Consider the following 15,793-nt stretch of genomic DNA (forward strand, 5'->3'; position numbering starts at 1 on the left):
TCGCCAAAACGCGCCACCCGTTCGTGGTCCCGGTCCAGCACGCGGGCCAGCACCGATCTTCAACTAGAGGACGTGACGGAAAACATATCGCCGTCATCCGAGAATGCCTGGGCTCGATGGCTCGGGCTTTCTGCTGTTGAACGATACCGCAATGCGTGTAAACTCATCGTTGTGGTTTGGGGCTACTGCAAGCGCTTCTGGTGACGAGCGCAGCGCGGTTTGCGCGTGCATTGAGGGGAAAATCGTCAAAATCTGAGTCTGTCTGCAACAAGTCTATCTTAAAGTGCATCGACGCGGCTTGGCCGTGGGGGGAATGGGGATTCGAATTGAACGCACTGATTGAGCTGTTCTGGTTCAAGTATTCGCAGTTGCAGTATGCCGTGAAAGTGGCGGACGAACATCTGATCGGGATTCTGGATCGTGAGCTCGATCCCATCCTGAAGGCAGTTTACGAGCAGAAGGCCGTGAGCGTCGAAGACGCCCGCCTGCAGTTTCACTTCCTTATCGATATCTTGCGTGCCGAGGCGGCAGACATAGCCTGCGTGCTGCGCCATTCGAAGTTGCTTCAATCGTTGATCGATCGTTACTTCGCGGCGACGGGACTGGCAGATCTCGCCGGTCTCGACCTTGAGCGCCCCGCAAGATTGCCCAGCAAGGGGCTCGCCGACGAGGGACTGCTTAACGAGGCGATTCTCGACTGCCTCACCGATCGGATCGCGGTCATCACGCCGGACTACCGTTATCTCTACACCAACCCGGCGAATGCGAGCCATCTGGAAAGCAGGCCGATGGATCTCATCGGCCGCCATATCGTCGAGTTCATCGGTCTCCAACGCTTCGAGCAGCGTGTGAAGGCCTATCTCGACCGCTGCTTCGGCGGCGAAGTCGTCGACTACACCTTCGCCAAGACCGTCGACGCGCGCACGGTGGTGGTTCGCTGTCGCATGACGCCGTGCTTCTCGAGCAACGGCAAGCTGATCGGCGCGATTCTGGTGATCCAGGAACATGCGGACCGGCGCAGAGCGATTGCCGCTTGAGCGTTGAGGGTAGGGCTGTAGCGCGCCGATGTCGGCGTCATGCCTCCGGGACATCGATAATCCACGCCGAGAGAAACGCAAAGCGGCGGAGCGACGGATGATGGACTTCGATCCTGAGCCGCGTCATCCATCAACAACAGCAGCGCCGTCGATCAATGGCGCTGCCGGAATTCAAGGGCTGTGCTGGGTTACGGGCTAGCCATCATAGTGACCTGAGAATGCGGCCTCTGCGGACTTAACGACCACCGCCACGTCCACGCCCTTCGTTACGATTTTGCCGCTCGCACGATGGTCCGTCACCGCCTTGAGCCCCCCTGCGTTGGGCGGATCGAGAGGCACGACACTCCGAGCATCCAGATCGATCACCCACAGCCCCTCCTCATCTGCTATCCTGATCACGACAACTCTAGCCATTGCGTAATTTCCCCTGTTGCAGATCTGCGGTCTAAAATCCTGCCTTCTTTAGTCCTTCACGGTAGAGATCCTTGTGCCATCGCTCCTTAGTCGGAACGGCGGCCAGCCACCGGTCGACGTCGAAAGCGGGATTGGCTTCGCGAACTCTGCGAACAAAAAAGCGCGCCTTATCCATGTGATCCAACATCGCCCAGCTGGCGGCTGAAAGCCTGTCCGCTAAGCTCGGATCTTCCATCTGGCTGATATAATCCAGCGACGCCTCGAAGTGGCTGAGAGCGTAGTGGGCTCCCGCCGCGGTCCAGAGATAAGCGTCCGGGCTGAGAGGGTTCAACTCGATCGCGCGCTCAATCTTCTGCAAGGCCATGGCAGGGCGCGAACAATGGACCAACGTATCCGCGTGGTCGGCGATGACATCCGCATAATGCGGACCAAGCGTCTCTGCCAATTCCATCGCTTCAGCGCTTTCATCGAATGCACCTTGCAACAATTTGGCAACGCCAAATTCGCGAAAGCCATCGGCTAGGTCCGCGCGCGCTCCCATCGCCTGCGCTGCGAAAGTCTCCGCCGTCTTCAAAAGATCGATATCGCCTCGTGCCGTTAACAACCACTCCTTTGAGTAGGTTCGGGCCATGGCGCTCAGCGCCGGTGCAAAATCGGGACTTGCTTGCAGCGCAGCCTTCATCTCCTTGCGCGCACGCCGCAAGTTTGGAAGCGTGAGTCGATTCAGGTGCGGTCTGCCGACAAGATATCGATGGTAAGCAGTCGGGTTCAGTTCAAGATAGGAGCGTGTCGTTTCATGCCGCTCGATCTCACTGGAAACCGAAAGTGCGATGCGTCGCGAAATCACTCTTCGATCGCGAACAAGGTCAAGATGACCGAGGCCGAACCTCTCCGCCCAAGTAATCTCGCTATCGGGAAGGAAGATTAGCTGGGCGAACAACGTCACTTCGTCTCCCAGGCTGCTGATCCGGGTGTCGAGAACGTAGGTGACCGAATGGTTCTCAAAGAACGCAACCTGGTCCTCCATATCGTGGCCAATTCGAACGGCCGAATGGGGGGCTATAACCTGGAGGCTATTGAGGGCACAAAATCCGATCGTAATATCTTCGATCAACGAAGCGGCGACGAGGCCGGCGTCGGGACGGCTGGATTGATTGGTCGGAGGCAGCAACACAAGGCGAGGAATTGCCGCTTTGATGCCGGATCTGCCGGCATCAGATGAGGGCGCTCGCGCCTTAGCGAGGATTTTTGCCGATTTCTTATCGATGGCAGAACTAAGAGCATCGATGCCTCGCGAAATTGAACTGCTCCTCTGCTCAAAAAACCGTCGCAGGTCCTCAACTTCTCTTTCCGCGCCAAATATTTTTACGAGGAATCGGAGCGTATCTGGATCCGCGGGTTCGGCCCGGAAGAGGAGGATAGCCGCATCCTTGACGACTTCAGATTCCGCTTGGGTGCGGGCCAAAGGTGCCGCTCTTTCCAGCGAATCTTTGAGAAGACGCTTGTGGTGATTTCTGCGTTCCGCGAGCCAACTGTCAAAATCGCAGCTGTCGCAGTTAACCGTCCCGATGAAAGACTGCTTCAATAGGTCTGTGAGGCGCATAAGCTGAGAAACGGGCTCCGCCACACCCTCCTTGTCAATCGACAAGACATCGGAGGACAAAGACCCCCGATCAACGTAAATCATGGTTTCCGTGAAGGAAAGGAACTGCGCTCCGAGTTCATTTTGGCGAGTCTTTATTCTCGAAACGGTCTTACGCAAGTTCGAAAGCGAAACGGCCTTATCCTCGTTGCTCCATAAAAATGTAGCCAACTCCTGTCGATACGCAGAACCGCTTGGGGTTGTGAGCAAATAAACGAGAATCAGCAATCCCTTTTCGGGAAAAGCAACGTGGTTGCTTTCCGAGTCGACGAGCCTCAAGCCCCCAAAGGTCTGCAAAAAGAAAGCCATCTTGTCCTTTACGGCGCGACCCGATGTAGAAGATGTCCCAGGTCGGCGGCCGACTGTGTATCAGCGGCAGTTTGTTCCAACTGCGCGCAGACTTCAACAACTGCGTTCATTTCTGAACAAGCTATCGTTAGGGTAGATTTCAGCAGCAAATTGCGCGACGATTTCGAGAGGTTTGCGACTCTTGCGCATTACGGAAGCTGAGCACGATCGACGCAGGCGGCGGAGTCCTCCGGTTCGAAACGCTCACATCGCTGATGTACGAGGGACATACTGTGGAAGGTCATTGATGAAATCTGAGCGCATGTCTTTTTTGATCACGCAGATGAACGAGGCAGACCTCGAAGCGGCAGCAACCATCATTTCTCGCGCATACGCCGCGCCCCCTTGGAATGAGGACTGGCCCGTCGAAGCCGCAACTGAACGTGTTTCGCAGCTTTTGGCCGCGCCAAAGCGAATAGCGTTAGCGGCCCGGGACGCAGACAATGTCATTGGGATTACAATCGGCACGCGGCACAGACACCATGCAGGCCAGTTGCTGTACTTGGAGGAGGTTGCGGTGCTTCCAGGTGAGCAGGGTGCCGGCGTTGGAACGGCACTGCTTGGCGCCATCGTCGAGGCGGCAAAGGCGGCGGGATGTCACAAAGTATGGCTGGTATCGCAACGCTCGGGCAGAGTATCCGAGTTCTACCGTCGTAATGGGTTCGTCTCCAGCGACAAACTCGATATCTACTCCAAATTGGCTTGAGCTGTATTGGGCTGGTTGCGAGAGGATTAGCAGGGCGTTTCGCCTGAACGCCGGACAAGCGTGCTGCGAAGGCATTTCTGTTCGAAGCTGATGTGCCGGCGACACGCCCGTCAAGCAGCTCGCGGTCTTCGTCCGCTCGTCAGCGACGAGGAATAGGCGGCGGGTCCTTCGAGAGCCAGAGTGGGCAAGGGGCCTGCGTACAAGGGCGCGGGGCCTTTTGTTGTGCGCGTCACCCATACGTCGGACTCGCTATTGTTGTTGGTTCGGTTCATCATCAACCCTCGCTGGGGCTGGTCGTCCCGGCTATGCGTCGAATGCGTCGCGAGAACGCATGTCCTGCTACTGCATGATTCCCTGAATCGGAATCGATTTAGGGACGAAATCATGCAGAGATTCAAAGTTCTACAGCGACCTATGCGCCTCTAACGAGACGCGCGGCGCTGTAGAGAGGAAAAATCGATGTCACCAGAGTGGCCGATGTTCATTCTACAGTGCATCGTCGTCTTCGGCCTCGTCAGCGCGCTGTTCATCCGGTTCGGCGAGTAGCCCCCTCTTTACTGGGCCGACCAGACCGCGAGCTCGTATCCGTCCGGGTCGGCGAAATGGAAGCGGCGGCCGCCGGGGAAGGAGTAGATCGGCTTGACGATCTTGCCGCCGGCCGCCTCGACCCGCCGTGCCGCGTCCTGAAGATCGTCGGCGTAGAGGATGACGAGCGGCCCGCCGCTCCGGACGGGACCAAGTGTCGTGAAGCCGCCCGTCAGGCGACCGTCGGCGAATTCGCAATATTCCGGCCCGTAATCCTTGAAGGTCCAGCCGAAGGCGCCGCCGTAAAAGGCCTTGCTCGCTTCGATGTTTGCCACGTTGAACTCGATGTAGTCGATGCGGCGGTCGTTGTCCTTGTTGCTCATGGCGTCCCAATTCCTCCTGTTCGTTGCTTAACGCTCGGATTCCATGATGGACTTGAGCGTCGCGAGATCCTTTTCGACGGCTGTCGCATCAGCGGCGAACTCCTCGTCACTCATGTCCGGCTGTCGGAGCAGGGTAAACATGACCTCGGCGCCGTCGCCGTTCGGCACGACGCGTAACGCGTTGTGCACCTTGAGCCCGCTTTCGAGCATCACGAGATGGTCGACCACGCCGAAATCATTGTCCGGCGCAAAGCGCACGCGCGCGTTTCCGAGCGGACCGGGTGCGATCCATTCGTCGCCGTCGCGGGTGAGGCCCGTGGAAAGCCCGGCCGCCCAAAGCGGCATCTTCTCGTGATCGGCCATGAAGGCATAGACGTCGCGCCAATCGCGCGCGATCGATGTGTGGATGATTTTTGCCGCCATGGTTGCCATGCGTTCACTCCCTTTGGCGCCACGGCTACCACGTTCCGAGGGCGCCGTCTTGAACGAAACGGCCAAACACGGTCGGCTGTTCGGCAGTCCGCCGCCGCGTGACAGTTCGTATTATCGTTCGTGATAAGCAAGTTGCCGAACTTTTCTAAAGTCCTGCATCACATATGCGAGCTGCTTCTGAATATCGCCGGGGGTCAACGACGTCAGTTCCCTTGCCTCGCGGCTGAGGTGAGCCTGATCGGCATAGCCTGCGTCGAGTGCGAGCGTCGCCAATGCGGATTGCGGCCGGGCTCCGCAGGCGACGAGAAAGCGCAGCAGCCGAAGGATGCGGTCGAGCGTCTTGGCGCCGTAGCCGAAATGCTCGCGACAGCGACGACGCAGCGTCCGTTCGCTGGTTCCTGTCTCTTGAACGAGCGTGCGGATCGGCTCGACGGAGCTTATCCGGTCGTTTTCGAGAAGCGAGACACAGGCGGTGATCTCGGCCGATGGCGGCTTCACAGTCGGGAGCAGGCTTTGCAGAGCCGCCCGGAGAACTGCAATCCGGGCCGCGGCATCCGTCGCTTCCGCCATCTGCGCCTCCAGCACACGCGCCTCGCGGCCCCAGAAAGCATCGAGCGGAACCGTCTTGCCCGTGATCCCGTCGAGCGGGGTGCGCAGCCAGGAGGCGGCCGAGCCAATGCGGAAGCGAGCGCCGACGACGGTTTCGCCGGCGACGAGCTGGGGAAAGGCCGCCACCTTGTCTGGCCCGACGACCGCAAGACCGCCGGAAATCCAGATGATGTCGACGCAACCATCCGGTACCACCGCAACACGCGCTGGCTCGTGCAGGTGATGCGTCCAGAAGCACTTCACATCGCCGGCCAACGCGCCGGATGACGCTTGCTCGCGATAGATGCCTCGGCTCTGGGCGAGCCCGGGACAGTCGGGCGGGTCTTGCGGGATTTCCTTCATCCGAAACGATCCGTCGTACAAAGCTTCTCCAACCTTACACCGGAAATCGGGCACAAAGCGTGCAGGCAAAATCCAATTGGTGCGCGATTTGGACGTTTCGACGCACCGTGCGGCAATAGGGTGCATACTTGACGCAGATCAAGGTTAGGCGCGGTCAGATCCGGCAAAACGCGGCTCGAATAGCAAAGCATTCTCGGATTCCCATCAATGCGCCCCCAGCCTGTCGCCAAAGCTGCGTCCGTCTCTGGACACTCGACAAGATCTGGAAACGCGTCGTCAGCATGGCGACGGCTAGCCTGAAATGGATTGATTTTCGCAGGAGTGGCTTGTCGTAAATCGATTTGGGTGCCAAAAGAACCTCCGCCGCCGCATGTCCTGGCCGCCCATCCCGGAGCGGGCCGAACATGCGCAGATCAATATCGAGGGGCTCTCCGCGTGTCTGTTCCGATCGCGGCGGCTCTTCTTTCCAACGGAGGCAATCACGTGTCACAGGCGGAAATCGGGCTTATCGGCCTCGGCGTCATGGGGTCGAACCTCGCCCTCAACATCGCGGAAAAGGGCAACAAGATCGCCGTATTCAACCGCACGGTCGAGGCGACGCGCAAGTTCTATGCCGAGGCCGGCGCGCTCAAGGAGCAGATCGTTCCCTGCGAGACGATCGAAGAGTTTGTCGCCGCGATCCGCCCGCCGCGGCCGATCATCATCATGATCAAGGCCGGTGAAGCCATTGACCAGCAGATGGAGATCCTGAAGCCCTATCTTGCCAAGGGCGACATCATGATCGACGCCGGCAACGCCAATTTCCGCGACACGATGCGCCGCTTCGAGGCGCTGAAGGACTCGGGGCTGACCTTCATCGGCATGGGTGTTTCCGGCGGCGAGGAGGGCGCGCGCCACGGGCCGTCGATCATGGTCGGCGGCACGGAAGAGTCCTACCGCCGCGTCGAGAAGGTGCTGACCTCGATCGCCGCGAAATACGAGAACGACCCGTGTGTCGCCTGGCTCGGTGAAAACGGCGCCGGCCACTTCGTCAAGACGATCCACAACGGCATCGAATATGCCGACATGCAGATGATCGCCGAAATCTACGGCATCCTGCGCGACGGGCTGAAGATGAGCGCTGCCGAGATCGGCGAGGTCTTTGGCGCCTGGAACAAGGGCCGGCTCAACTCCTATCTGATCGAGATCACCGAAAAGGTGCTGAACGCCGCCGATCCCTTGACCGGCAAGCCGATCGTCGACCTGATCCTCGACAAGGCGGGCCAGAAGGGCACCGGCAAATGGTCGGTGATCGAGGCGCAGAACATGGGCATTCCGGCGACCGGCATCGAAGCCGCCGTAGCCGCCCGCAGCATTTCCTCGATGAAGGAGGAGCGTGAAGCAGCCGAGAAGATCCTCGGCCTGCCGCCGGTCGGCGACTTCACGGTGGCCGACAGGGATGCGTTCCTCAAGGACCTCGAAAGCGCACTGCTCGCCGCCAAGATCGGCGCCTATGCGCAAGGCTTCTCTGTGATGTCGGCCGCCTCGAAGGAGTTCGGCTGGAACCTGCCGATGCCGACGATCGCCAAAATCTGGCGTGCCGGCTGCATTATTCGCTCGCAGTTCCTCGACGAGATCACCACCGCCTTTACCAAGGCGCCGGATGCCGCCAATCTGATTGTGACGCCGGCCTTTGCGGCGATGGTCAAGGAGACGGACGCAGCACTGCGCCGTGTCGTTTCCGCCGCCGTGCTCGGCGGCCTCCCGGTGCCGGCGCTCGCCTCAGCGCTCGGCTACTTCGACAGCTACCGGCGCGGCCGTGGCACGGCCAACGTCATCCAGGCGCAACGCGACTTCTTCGGCGCCCACGGCTTCGACCGCGTCGATGGCGCCGACAGCCACCACGGTCCGTGGGGGAGTGGGCTGAACGGTTAAGGCGGATCGGTCTTCGCGTAAAAAATGGGGCGGCTTTCGCGGCCGCCCCCGTAAGCTTTTGAAACTACGCAATTCCGCACGGAATTGCGCCAGAGTTCCACTCAGAAAACTCTCAAAAACCGGTATGAAACTGAAAGTGATCGACGGCGGTAAAGCCAATGAAGCCATGTCCGCCGACAGGCCGACCATCCGCGCCGAGGCGGAGCGACGCATAAAGGCGACCGGCTACGAGCAATGGCGGGTTCGCAGCCTCGCAACCGGCTCGCCGGTCCCGAAGTCCACCCAATATCTAAAGATGCAGATCGAATTCGTTGCCGAGAAACTCGAGCAGCTCAATCCCATCCCCGGTGATTTCACCGACGACAAGTACTGGCCAACTATCGGGGCGTGATGACTGCGCCCGCGCAGCCAGTGGCGCTATTTGGTTGGCGCGCTCTCGTAGATCGCCTCACCGGAAACGGCATCCGTGACGTCTATGCTTTCCCCCTGCCCCTCGAGGGAGTGGCGGAACTTGTCGAGATTGCTGATCATTTTCGGCCGCGCTGCAACGATGTGATCGAAACTTTCCCACTCGCCGATCGAGCAATAGGACCGTTCGCCGGTCTTGATGAGCGCCATTTTCCGCAATCCTTCGAAATCGCGACGAAGTTGGCGGAACCAGGTCTCAAACTCGTCCTCCAGCCCCGGTTTCGTACGGAAGCGAACCACGTTGTATGCTGTCATGACGCTACCCCCATATCTTTCGGAGGCAAGAATACCATTAATGGTGGCGGTAGTTCCACCACTCAATTTTGCCGAGATTGCCGGCCGAAATGTCACCGGTCGCAGCACTCTCACGCATGATCGCCCGCAAGAGCGGGCGGCTAACCAAATGAGGAGGATCGAAGCCATGAAGAGATTTCTGGCCATTTACATAGGGACGGAAGCCGCGCTCGCGAGATCGCAGTGGAAGCAGATGGACGACGAAGAGCGCAAGGCGCGTGAGGTTGCGGGCGTCGAGGCGTGGATGGAATGGGGAAGGGCGAATGCGGCCTCCATCATCGACCAGGGAAGCCCTCTCGGGAAGACGAAGCGCGTGTCCCCGGAAGGGATTTCCGACATCAAGAACAGCATGACGGGGTATGTGGTCGTTCAGGCGGAATCGCACGAAGCTGCCGCAAGGCTGTTCGAGAAACATCCGCATTTCACGATCTTCCCGGGCGACGCCGTGGAAATCATGGAATGTCTGCCGCTTCCTGGGCAGTAAGGCATCGCAACAATCGAACCCGAGGCAAACGGCGCAGAGGGGGGTCTGTCGGCCGTCTCAGCTACGCCTTTCGCGATATCGACATGGGCCGCTGGAATTCCGGCTGACTGAGGCTTTGCAGCGTTTCGGGTGGCTTGCCTTCGATTTGGCCGATCACAGCCTTGGCGAGCTCGCGACCGGCAAGCCGGATGTCCTCGTACATGGTCATGACTTCGGGGCGCAGCCAGCGTAGGAAGTCGCTCGGCACCTTGGAGACCATGTCGACATCGTCGCCGACCTTCTTGCTCGCAGATTCGATCCCTGCGATTAACGCAATCGCGCCAGAACCGCTGCCGGAAACGATGCCGTCCGGGGCGTCAACCGAGCGCATCAGTTGCTCGAAGGCGTCGCGGATGGCGACGAGGCTGTGGTCGATGTTGACATGGTGGAAGCTCACCGCTTCCGCACCGAAATCCTTAAGCCCACGCTCGAAGCCCGTGCGCATGTGGGAATGGAAGGTGAGGTTCGGCGGCGGCTCCAATAGCACCAGCCGGCGCCTGCCGCGCTCGGTGAGCCGGCGCACCGCCTCATAGGCGAAGCGTTCGTTGTCGAAGTCGTGGAAGGGATGGACGATCCCCATTTCCGTGCGGCCATGGGTGACAAAGGGCAAGTGGCGCTCGGTCATCAGCGTCACACGCGGGTCGTGTGGCTCCGTCCGCGAGATGATTACGCCGTCGGCGGCGCCCGTGTCGAGGATATAGCGGATCGGCCCCAACGGATCCTTTGTGGAACTGTAAGGGGTAACCACCAGATGGTACTGGGTGCCAGCGAGGATTTCGGTGATGCCGACGACCATGGGGCTAGTGATGCCCATGATCTCTTCCTCCAGTGTCAGCACGAGGCTGATGACATTGGTCTTGCCGGTTCTGAGGCGCACGCCGGCACGGTTCGGCTGGTAGCCGATCTGCTTGGCGACGAGGCGCACCCTTTCCTTGGTTTCGGCGCCGATGTCGGGCGCATCCTTCAATGCTCGGGAAACCGTGGTGATCCCAAGACCGGTCATGAAGGCGATCGTTTTCAGCGTCGGCCTGGCGCCGTCCGGCGGCGGCACTGCCGCCGCCCTGTTTTTCGTCTTGCCGTCCATCCCCGTCACCAGCCCCGTCCCCTTTTGAGACCTTTGCGCAAACCGCCACGGTCAAGCGCCCGCTTTGACTCGCAGCTTCGATGCGAACACGCCCGATCCGTCTCGGTTCCCGGCTTATATACGAATTGTGACCGGTGACCAGATTTGTCGGAGCTGTGTCGCGGAACAAAATCTGTAACGATACAGTAGCGATGTCGAGCATTTTCGTTGCTGCACTGCGAAGAACATAACCATCTGGTTGAATCCTGCAGTCGCGAAGCGAGATATTGCATTTGCGAAGTGCCGCCCAAGTGCTCCGCGATCTATTTCGGTTCAGAATCCCTTTGAATCAAAGCGTTATGGCCGAGAATTGGAGGCTCGCACGACTGAGCCGAGGATCGATGTTATCCTCTTTGAAGAGCTGTCAGACACACGTATTAGGCGAATTGAAAATAATATCTAGAATTATCCGTTGTGGGTGTTGCGTCGGAAAATCGTTTGAACTAAGTTTTTACGGCAACGTTACAGTGAGGGAGGAGAACTCATGAAATTGCGTTCCATGGCCGCCGCATTGGCCGCAACCGTCGCCCTGCCATTCGGTGTGGCCAACGCCGCCGATCTGGAGGTCACGCATTGGTGGACCTCAGGCGGCGAGGCCGCGGCGGTCGCCGAACTGGCCAAGGCTTTCGATGCGACCGGCAACAAGTGGGTCGACGGTGCAATCGCCGGCTCGGGCGGGACCGCGCGTCCGATCATGATCAGCCGCATCACCGGCGGCGATCCGATGGCTGCTACCCAGTTCAACCACGGCCGTCAGGCGGAGGAATTGGTGCAGTCGGGCCTGATGCGCGACCTGACGGATCTCGCCACGCGCGAGAACTGGAAGGAGATCGTCAAGCCGGCAAGCCTGCTTGAGTCCTGCACCATCGAGGGCAAGATCTATTGCGCGCCCGTCAACATCCATTCCTGGCAGTGGCTGTGGCTTTCGAATGCGGCCTTCAAGCAGGCCGGCGTTCCCGTGCCGAAGAACTGGGATGAGTTCGTCGCGGCAGCACCGGCGCTGGAAAAGGCCGGTATCGTGCCGCTCGCCGTCGGCGGTCAGCCATGGCAGGCGGCAGGTGCCTTTGACGTGCTGATGGTGGCGATCGCCGGGAAAGACACGTTCGAGAAGGTGTTCGCCCAGAAGGACGAGGAAGTGGCTGCAGGTCCGGAGATCGCCAAGGTCTTCAACGCTGCCGACGACGCGCGCCGCATGTCAAAAGGCAGCAATGTCCAGGACTGGAACCAGGCAACGAACCTCGTCATCACTGGCAAGGCCGGCGGCCAGATCATGGGCGACTGGGCCCAGGGTGAATTCCAGCTTGCGGGCCAGAAGGCCGGTGTCGACTACACCTGCCTTCCGGGGCTTGGCGTCAACGAGGTGATCTCGACCGGCGGCGACGCATTCTACTTCCCGCTGCTGGAGGATGAAGAAAAGGCGAAGGCGCAGGAGGCGTTGGCATCGGCCCTGCTGAAGCCGGAGACGCAGGTTGCCTTCAACCTGAAGAAGGGCTCGCTGCCGGTGCGCGGCGACGTCGACCTCGCAGCCGCCAATGATTGCATGAAGAAGGGGCTCGATATCCTTGCCAAGGGCAATGTGATCAAGGGCACCGACCAGCTTCTGTCTGCCGATAGTCAGAAGCAAAAGGAGGACCTGTTCTCCGAGTTCTTCGCAAACCCGTCGATGACGCCGGAGGATGCGCAGAAGCGCTTCGCCGCGATCATCGCGGCGGCAGACTAATAGATGCCAATTGAAGGCCCCGCGCATTCGCGGGGCCGCCCTCATGCCCCATTCGGCACGACGCGTTCGCGCCGGGCACCCGTGACGATGTCTGCCGGCGTCGGCGCAAGGAGCATCCCGCTTTCGAGCTGAATTGCGAACGCGGATAAGATGTTCCAGATCAAGGTGTTCTGAGCGTTCATTATATGTTCGCGTGAACACGGAGTGCCGAGCAGGGGCCATTACCACGGTGAGGTGGCGGCGTGTTTCGCTGCGAGTACCGCCCACCGAATATATTGCAGTTTCGGAGGAGCAAACATGACAGGCCAAACACGCGGCTCGGCTCGCCCGAATCAGTGGTTGCGGAACCTGAATGCGAAGATCGCCTCTATTCCGATGATCCTGACAGCCGTGGTCATCTTCGTCGGCGGCACAGCCTGGACGGTTCTCTATTCCTTCACCAACTCGAAGCTGCTGCCACGGCTTTCCTTCGTCGGTCTCGACCAGTATGAGCGGCTATGGGCGGCACCGCGTTGGCTCGTCTCGATCGAGAATCTCGCGATCTACGGCTTTTTTTCACTGGTTTTCAGTCTCGTGATCGGCTTTGTGCTGGCGGCGCTGATGGATCAGAAGATCCGTTTCGAGAACACGTTTCGAACGATCATGCTCTATCCCTTCGCGCTGTCGTTCATCGTCACGGGCCTGGTCTGGCAGTGGCTGCTCAATCCGCAATACGGCATACAGTCGATCGTACGGTCCCTTGGCTGGACGAGCTTCAACTTCGATCCGCTCTATAATTCCGACATTGTCATCTACGGCATTCTGATCGCGGCCCTCTGGCAGGGCACAGGTCTTGTCATGTGCCTGATGCTCGCCGGACTGCGCGGCATCGACGAGGACATCTGGAAGGCTGCGCGGGTCGACGGCATCCCGATGTGGAAGACTTATGTCCTTATCATCATCCCGATGATGCGCGGCGTCTTCATCACGACGCTCGTCATCATCGCGAGCGGCATCGTCAAGGTTTACGACCTCGTCGTAGCGCAGACGAGCGGCGGCCCCGGCATCGCCTCGGAAGTGCCTGCCAAATACGTCTACGACTACATGTTCCAGGCCCAGAACCTGGGCCAGGGCTTTGCCGCCTCCACCATGATGCTCGTGACGGTCGCGATCATCATCGTGCCGTGGGCGTATCTGGAATTCGGAGGAGGTCGCAAGCGTGCTTAATCTCGTCGCCAACAACAGCACGGTTACCGAGGACGAAGCGGTTCCCGACAGGATCACATCCGGTCCGCGTGGCGCCAAGCCGCGCCGGACACTCTCTCGCCGCAACATCGTCGTATACGGCACGTTGATCGTGGTCGCCCTCTATTACCTGCTGCCGCTCTACGTGATGATCATGACGTCGCTCAAGGGCATGCCGGAAATCCGCGTCGGCAACATCTTCGCGCCTCCGGTCGAAATCACCTTCGAACCCTGGGTAAAGGCCTGGGCGCAGGCCTGCACCGGCCTTAATTGCGACGGGCTTTCGCGCGGGTTCTGGAATTCGGTGCGCATCACCGTTCCCTCGGTGATCATCTCGATCGCGATCGCCTCGATCAATGGCTACGCGCTCGCCAACTGGCGCTTCAAAGGGGCCGACCTGTTTTTCACCATCCTCATCGTCGGCGCCTTCATTCCCTATCAGGTGATGATCTACCCGATCGTGATCGTGCTCAGGGAAATGGGTGTCTACGGCACGCTGACCGGTCTCATCATTGTGCATACGATCTTCGGCATGCCGATTCTGACCCTCTTGTTCCGCAACTATTTCGCCGGCTTGCCCGAGGAACTCTTCAAGGCGGCGCGCGTCGACGGCGCCGGGTTCTGGACGATCTATTTCAAGATCATGCTGCCGATGTCGCTGCCGATCTTCGTCGTTGCGATGATCCTTCAGGTGACCGGCATCTGGAACGACTTCCTGTTCGGCGTGGTTTTCACACGGCCGGAATACTACCCGATGACCGTGCAGCTCAACAATATCGTCAACTCTGTGCAGGGCGTGAAGGAATACAACGTCAACATGGCGGCGACCCTCCTGACCGGGCTCGTGCCGTTGGCGATCTACTTCGTCTCCGGCCGGCTGTTTGTGCGCGGCATCGCCGCCGGCGCAGTGAAAGGATAATCAAGCATGACCAGTGTTTCAGTCAGGGACCTGTCGCTGAACTTCGGCGCCGTCACCGTTCTCGACAAGCTCAATCTCGACATCAATCATGGCGAGTTCCTTGTCCTGCTCGGCTCGTCCGGATGCGGCAAGTCTACGCTCTTGAACTGCATCGCCGGCCTGCTTGACGTTTCGGAAGGGCAGATCTTCATCAAGGACCGCAATGTCACATGGGAGGAGCCGAAGGACCGGGGCATCGGCATGGTGTTCCAGTCCTACGCGCTCTACCCGCAGATGTCGGTCGAGAAGAACCTCTCCTTCGGGCTCCAGGTTGCCAGGGTGCCGCAGGCCGAAATCGACAAGCGTGTCGCACGCGCGGCGGAAATCCTGCAGATCCAGCCGCTTCTGAAGCGCAAGCCTGCCGAGCTTTCCGGCGGCCAGCGCCAGCGCGTGGCGATCGGCCGCGCACTTGTGCGCGACGTCGATGTCTTCCTCTTCGACGAGCCCTTGTCGAACCTCGACGCCAAGCTGCGATCGGAATTGCGCGTCGAAATCAAGCGGCTGCACCAGTCTCTCAAGAACACGATGATCTATGTCACGCACGACCAGATCGAGGCGCTGACCTTGGCCGACCGCATCGCCGTCATGAAGGGTGGCGTCATCCAGCAGCTCGCCGATCCGATGACCATTTACAACGCGCCGGAGAACCTCTTCGTCGCCGGCTTCATTGGTTCGCCGTCGATGAACTTCTTCCGTGGCGAGGTCGCCGCCAAGGACGGCCGTAGCGTCGTGCAGGTCGACGGCGTCGCCTTCGACGTCACCGCCTATCCCGCGCAGACAAAATTACAGCCGGGCCAGAAGGTCGTGCTTGGTCTTCGGCCGGAGCACGTCAAGATCGACGAGGCCGGGGCAGGAGATACAACGCACCAGGCCGTGGTCGACATCGAAGAGCCGATGGGCGCCGACAACCTTTTGTGGCTGACTTTTGCCGGTCAAACGATGTCCGTGCGCATCGCCGGCCAACGGCGCTACCAGCCCGGCACCGCAGTGCGCCTTTCTTTCGACATGGGGGTCGCCTCAATCTTCGACGCTGCCAGCGAAAACCGTCTTTGAGAACCAATATCGAGCCCGGGCGACGCCGTCCGGGCCGCAATAAACGATAATCGCAACAAACGATAATGATGTCGGCCT

The 15,793-nt window shown here is 59.7% G+C and carries 16 protein-coding genes; 9 read left to right on the top strand and 7 right to left on the bottom strand.

Annotated elements, in window-relative coordinates; genetic code table 11:
* Positions 1-326: 326 nt before the first annotated feature.
* Positions 327-1,037, top strand: a complete 711-nt coding sequence (locus tag PZN02_RS15795) for a PAS domain-containing protein (RefSeq protein ID WP_280658897.1) — start codon at positions 327-329, stop codon at positions 1,035-1,037.
* A 195-nt stretch (positions 1,038-1,232) separates the two neighbouring features.
* Here PZN02_RS15795 and PZN02_RS15800 read toward each other — a convergent pair whose 3' ends face one another.
* Positions 1,233-1,451: a hypothetical protein gene (locus tag PZN02_RS15800; RefSeq protein WP_280658898.1), complete on the bottom strand. Its 219-nt coding sequence runs from the start codon at positions 1,449-1,451 to the stop codon at positions 1,233-1,235.
* A gap of 31 nt (positions 1,452-1,482) precedes the next feature.
* Positions 1,483-3,402, bottom strand: a complete 1,920-nt coding sequence (locus PZN02_RS15805) for a hypothetical protein (protein WP_280658899.1) — start codon at positions 3,400-3,402, stop codon at positions 1,483-1,485.
* A gap of 286 nt (positions 3,403-3,688) precedes the next feature.
* On the opposite strand from PZN02_RS15805, the gene PZN02_RS15810 reads away from it, so the two are divergent.
* A complete protein-coding gene (locus tag PZN02_RS15810) occupies positions 3,689-4,147 on the top strand; it encodes a GNAT family N-acetyltransferase (RefSeq protein WP_342394703.1) in 459 nt (152 codons plus the stop codon).
* A gap of 554 nt (positions 4,148-4,701) precedes the next feature.
* Here PZN02_RS15810 and PZN02_RS15815 read toward each other — a convergent pair.
* The 3 genes from PZN02_RS15815 to PZN02_RS15825 all read right to left on the bottom strand — a co-directional run bounded on the left by PZN02_RS15815 (position 4,702) and on the right by PZN02_RS15825 (position 6,438).
* Entirely contained in the window at positions 4,702-5,055 is a 354-nt protein-coding gene (locus PZN02_RS15815) for a VOC family protein (protein ID WP_280658900.1), read from the bottom strand.
* A gap of 27 nt (positions 5,056-5,082) precedes the next feature.
* The gene (locus tag PZN02_RS15820; protein ID WP_280658901.1) at positions 5,083-5,487 is read right to left on the bottom strand and encodes an SRPBCC family protein; all 405 of its coding nucleotides are present in this window, start codon (positions 5,485-5,487) and stop codon (positions 5,083-5,085) included.
* A gap of 111 nt (positions 5,488-5,598) precedes the next feature.
* Positions 5,599-6,438 carry an AraC family transcriptional regulator gene (locus PZN02_RS15825; protein WP_280658902.1) on the bottom strand — a complete coding sequence of 280 codons (840 nt, stop codon included), beginning with the start codon at positions 6,436-6,438 and terminating at the stop codon, positions 5,599-5,601.
* A 483-nt stretch (positions 6,439-6,921) separates the two neighbouring features.
* On the opposite strand from PZN02_RS15825, the gene gndA reads away from it, so the two are divergent.
* Together gndA and PZN02_RS15835 are read left to right on the top strand one after the other, a co-directional pair.
* Positions 6,922-8,352, top strand: coding sequence for an NADP-dependent phosphogluconate dehydrogenase (gndA, locus tag PZN02_RS15830; RefSeq protein ID WP_280661520.1), 1,431 nt, complete (start codon positions 6,922-6,924; stop codon positions 8,350-8,352).
* Between the two features lie 124 nt (positions 8,353-8,476).
* Positions 8,477-8,743 carry a hypothetical protein gene (locus PZN02_RS15835; protein WP_280658903.1) on the top strand — a complete coding sequence of 89 codons (267 nt, stop codon included), beginning with the start codon at positions 8,477-8,479 and terminating at the stop codon, positions 8,741-8,743.
* A 26-nt stretch (positions 8,744-8,769) separates the two neighbouring features.
* On the opposite strand, the gene PZN02_RS15840 is transcribed toward PZN02_RS15835, so the two are convergent.
* A complete protein-coding gene (locus tag PZN02_RS15840) occupies positions 8,770-9,075 on the bottom strand; it encodes an antibiotic biosynthesis monooxygenase family protein (protein ID WP_280658904.1) in 306 nt (101 codons plus the stop codon).
* 166 nt (positions 9,076-9,241) lie between these two features.
* On the opposite strand from PZN02_RS15840, the gene PZN02_RS15845 reads away from it, so the two are divergent.
* Positions 9,242-9,598, top strand: a complete 357-nt coding sequence (locus tag PZN02_RS15845) for a YciI family protein (RefSeq protein WP_280658905.1) — start codon at positions 9,242-9,244, stop codon at positions 9,596-9,598.
* Positions 9,599-9,659: 61 nt separating this feature from the next.
* Here PZN02_RS15845 and PZN02_RS15850 read toward each other — a convergent pair whose 3' ends face one another.
* Entirely contained in the window at positions 9,660-10,721 is a 1,062-nt protein-coding gene (locus tag PZN02_RS15850) for a LacI family transcriptional regulator (protein WP_280658907.1), read from the bottom strand.
* Positions 10,722-11,244: 523 nt separating this feature from the next.
* On the opposite strand from PZN02_RS15850, the gene PZN02_RS15855 reads away from it, so the two are divergent.
* The 4 genes from PZN02_RS15855 to PZN02_RS15870 all read left to right on the top strand — a co-directional run bounded on the left by PZN02_RS15855 (position 11,245) and on the right by PZN02_RS15870 (position 15,715).
* A complete protein-coding gene (locus tag PZN02_RS15855; RefSeq protein ID WP_280658908.1) occupies positions 11,245-12,480 on the top strand; it encodes an ABC transporter substrate-binding protein in 1,236 nt (411 codons plus the stop codon).
* A 297-nt stretch (positions 12,481-12,777) separates the two neighbouring features.
* Positions 12,778-13,686, top strand: coding sequence for a carbohydrate ABC transporter permease (locus PZN02_RS15860; RefSeq protein ID WP_280658909.1), 909 nt, complete (start codon positions 12,778-12,780; stop codon positions 13,684-13,686).
* A 52-nt stretch (positions 13,687-13,738) separates the two neighbouring features.
* Positions 13,739-14,623, top strand: coding sequence for a carbohydrate ABC transporter permease (locus PZN02_RS15865; protein WP_280661521.1), 885 nt, complete (start codon positions 13,739-13,741; stop codon positions 14,621-14,623).
* 6 nt (positions 14,624-14,629) lie between these two features.
* The gene (locus PZN02_RS15870) at positions 14,630-15,715 is read left to right on the top strand and encodes an ABC transporter ATP-binding protein (protein WP_280658910.1); all 1,086 of its coding nucleotides are present in this window, start codon (positions 14,630-14,632) and stop codon (positions 15,713-15,715) included.
* The last annotated feature ends 78 nt before the right edge of the window (positions 15,716-15,793 follow it).

The organism is Sinorhizobium garamanticum (assembly GCF_029892065.1).
GTDB classification, from domain to species: domain Bacteria; phylum Pseudomonadota; class Alphaproteobacteria; order Rhizobiales; family Rhizobiaceae; genus Sinorhizobium; species Sinorhizobium garamanticum.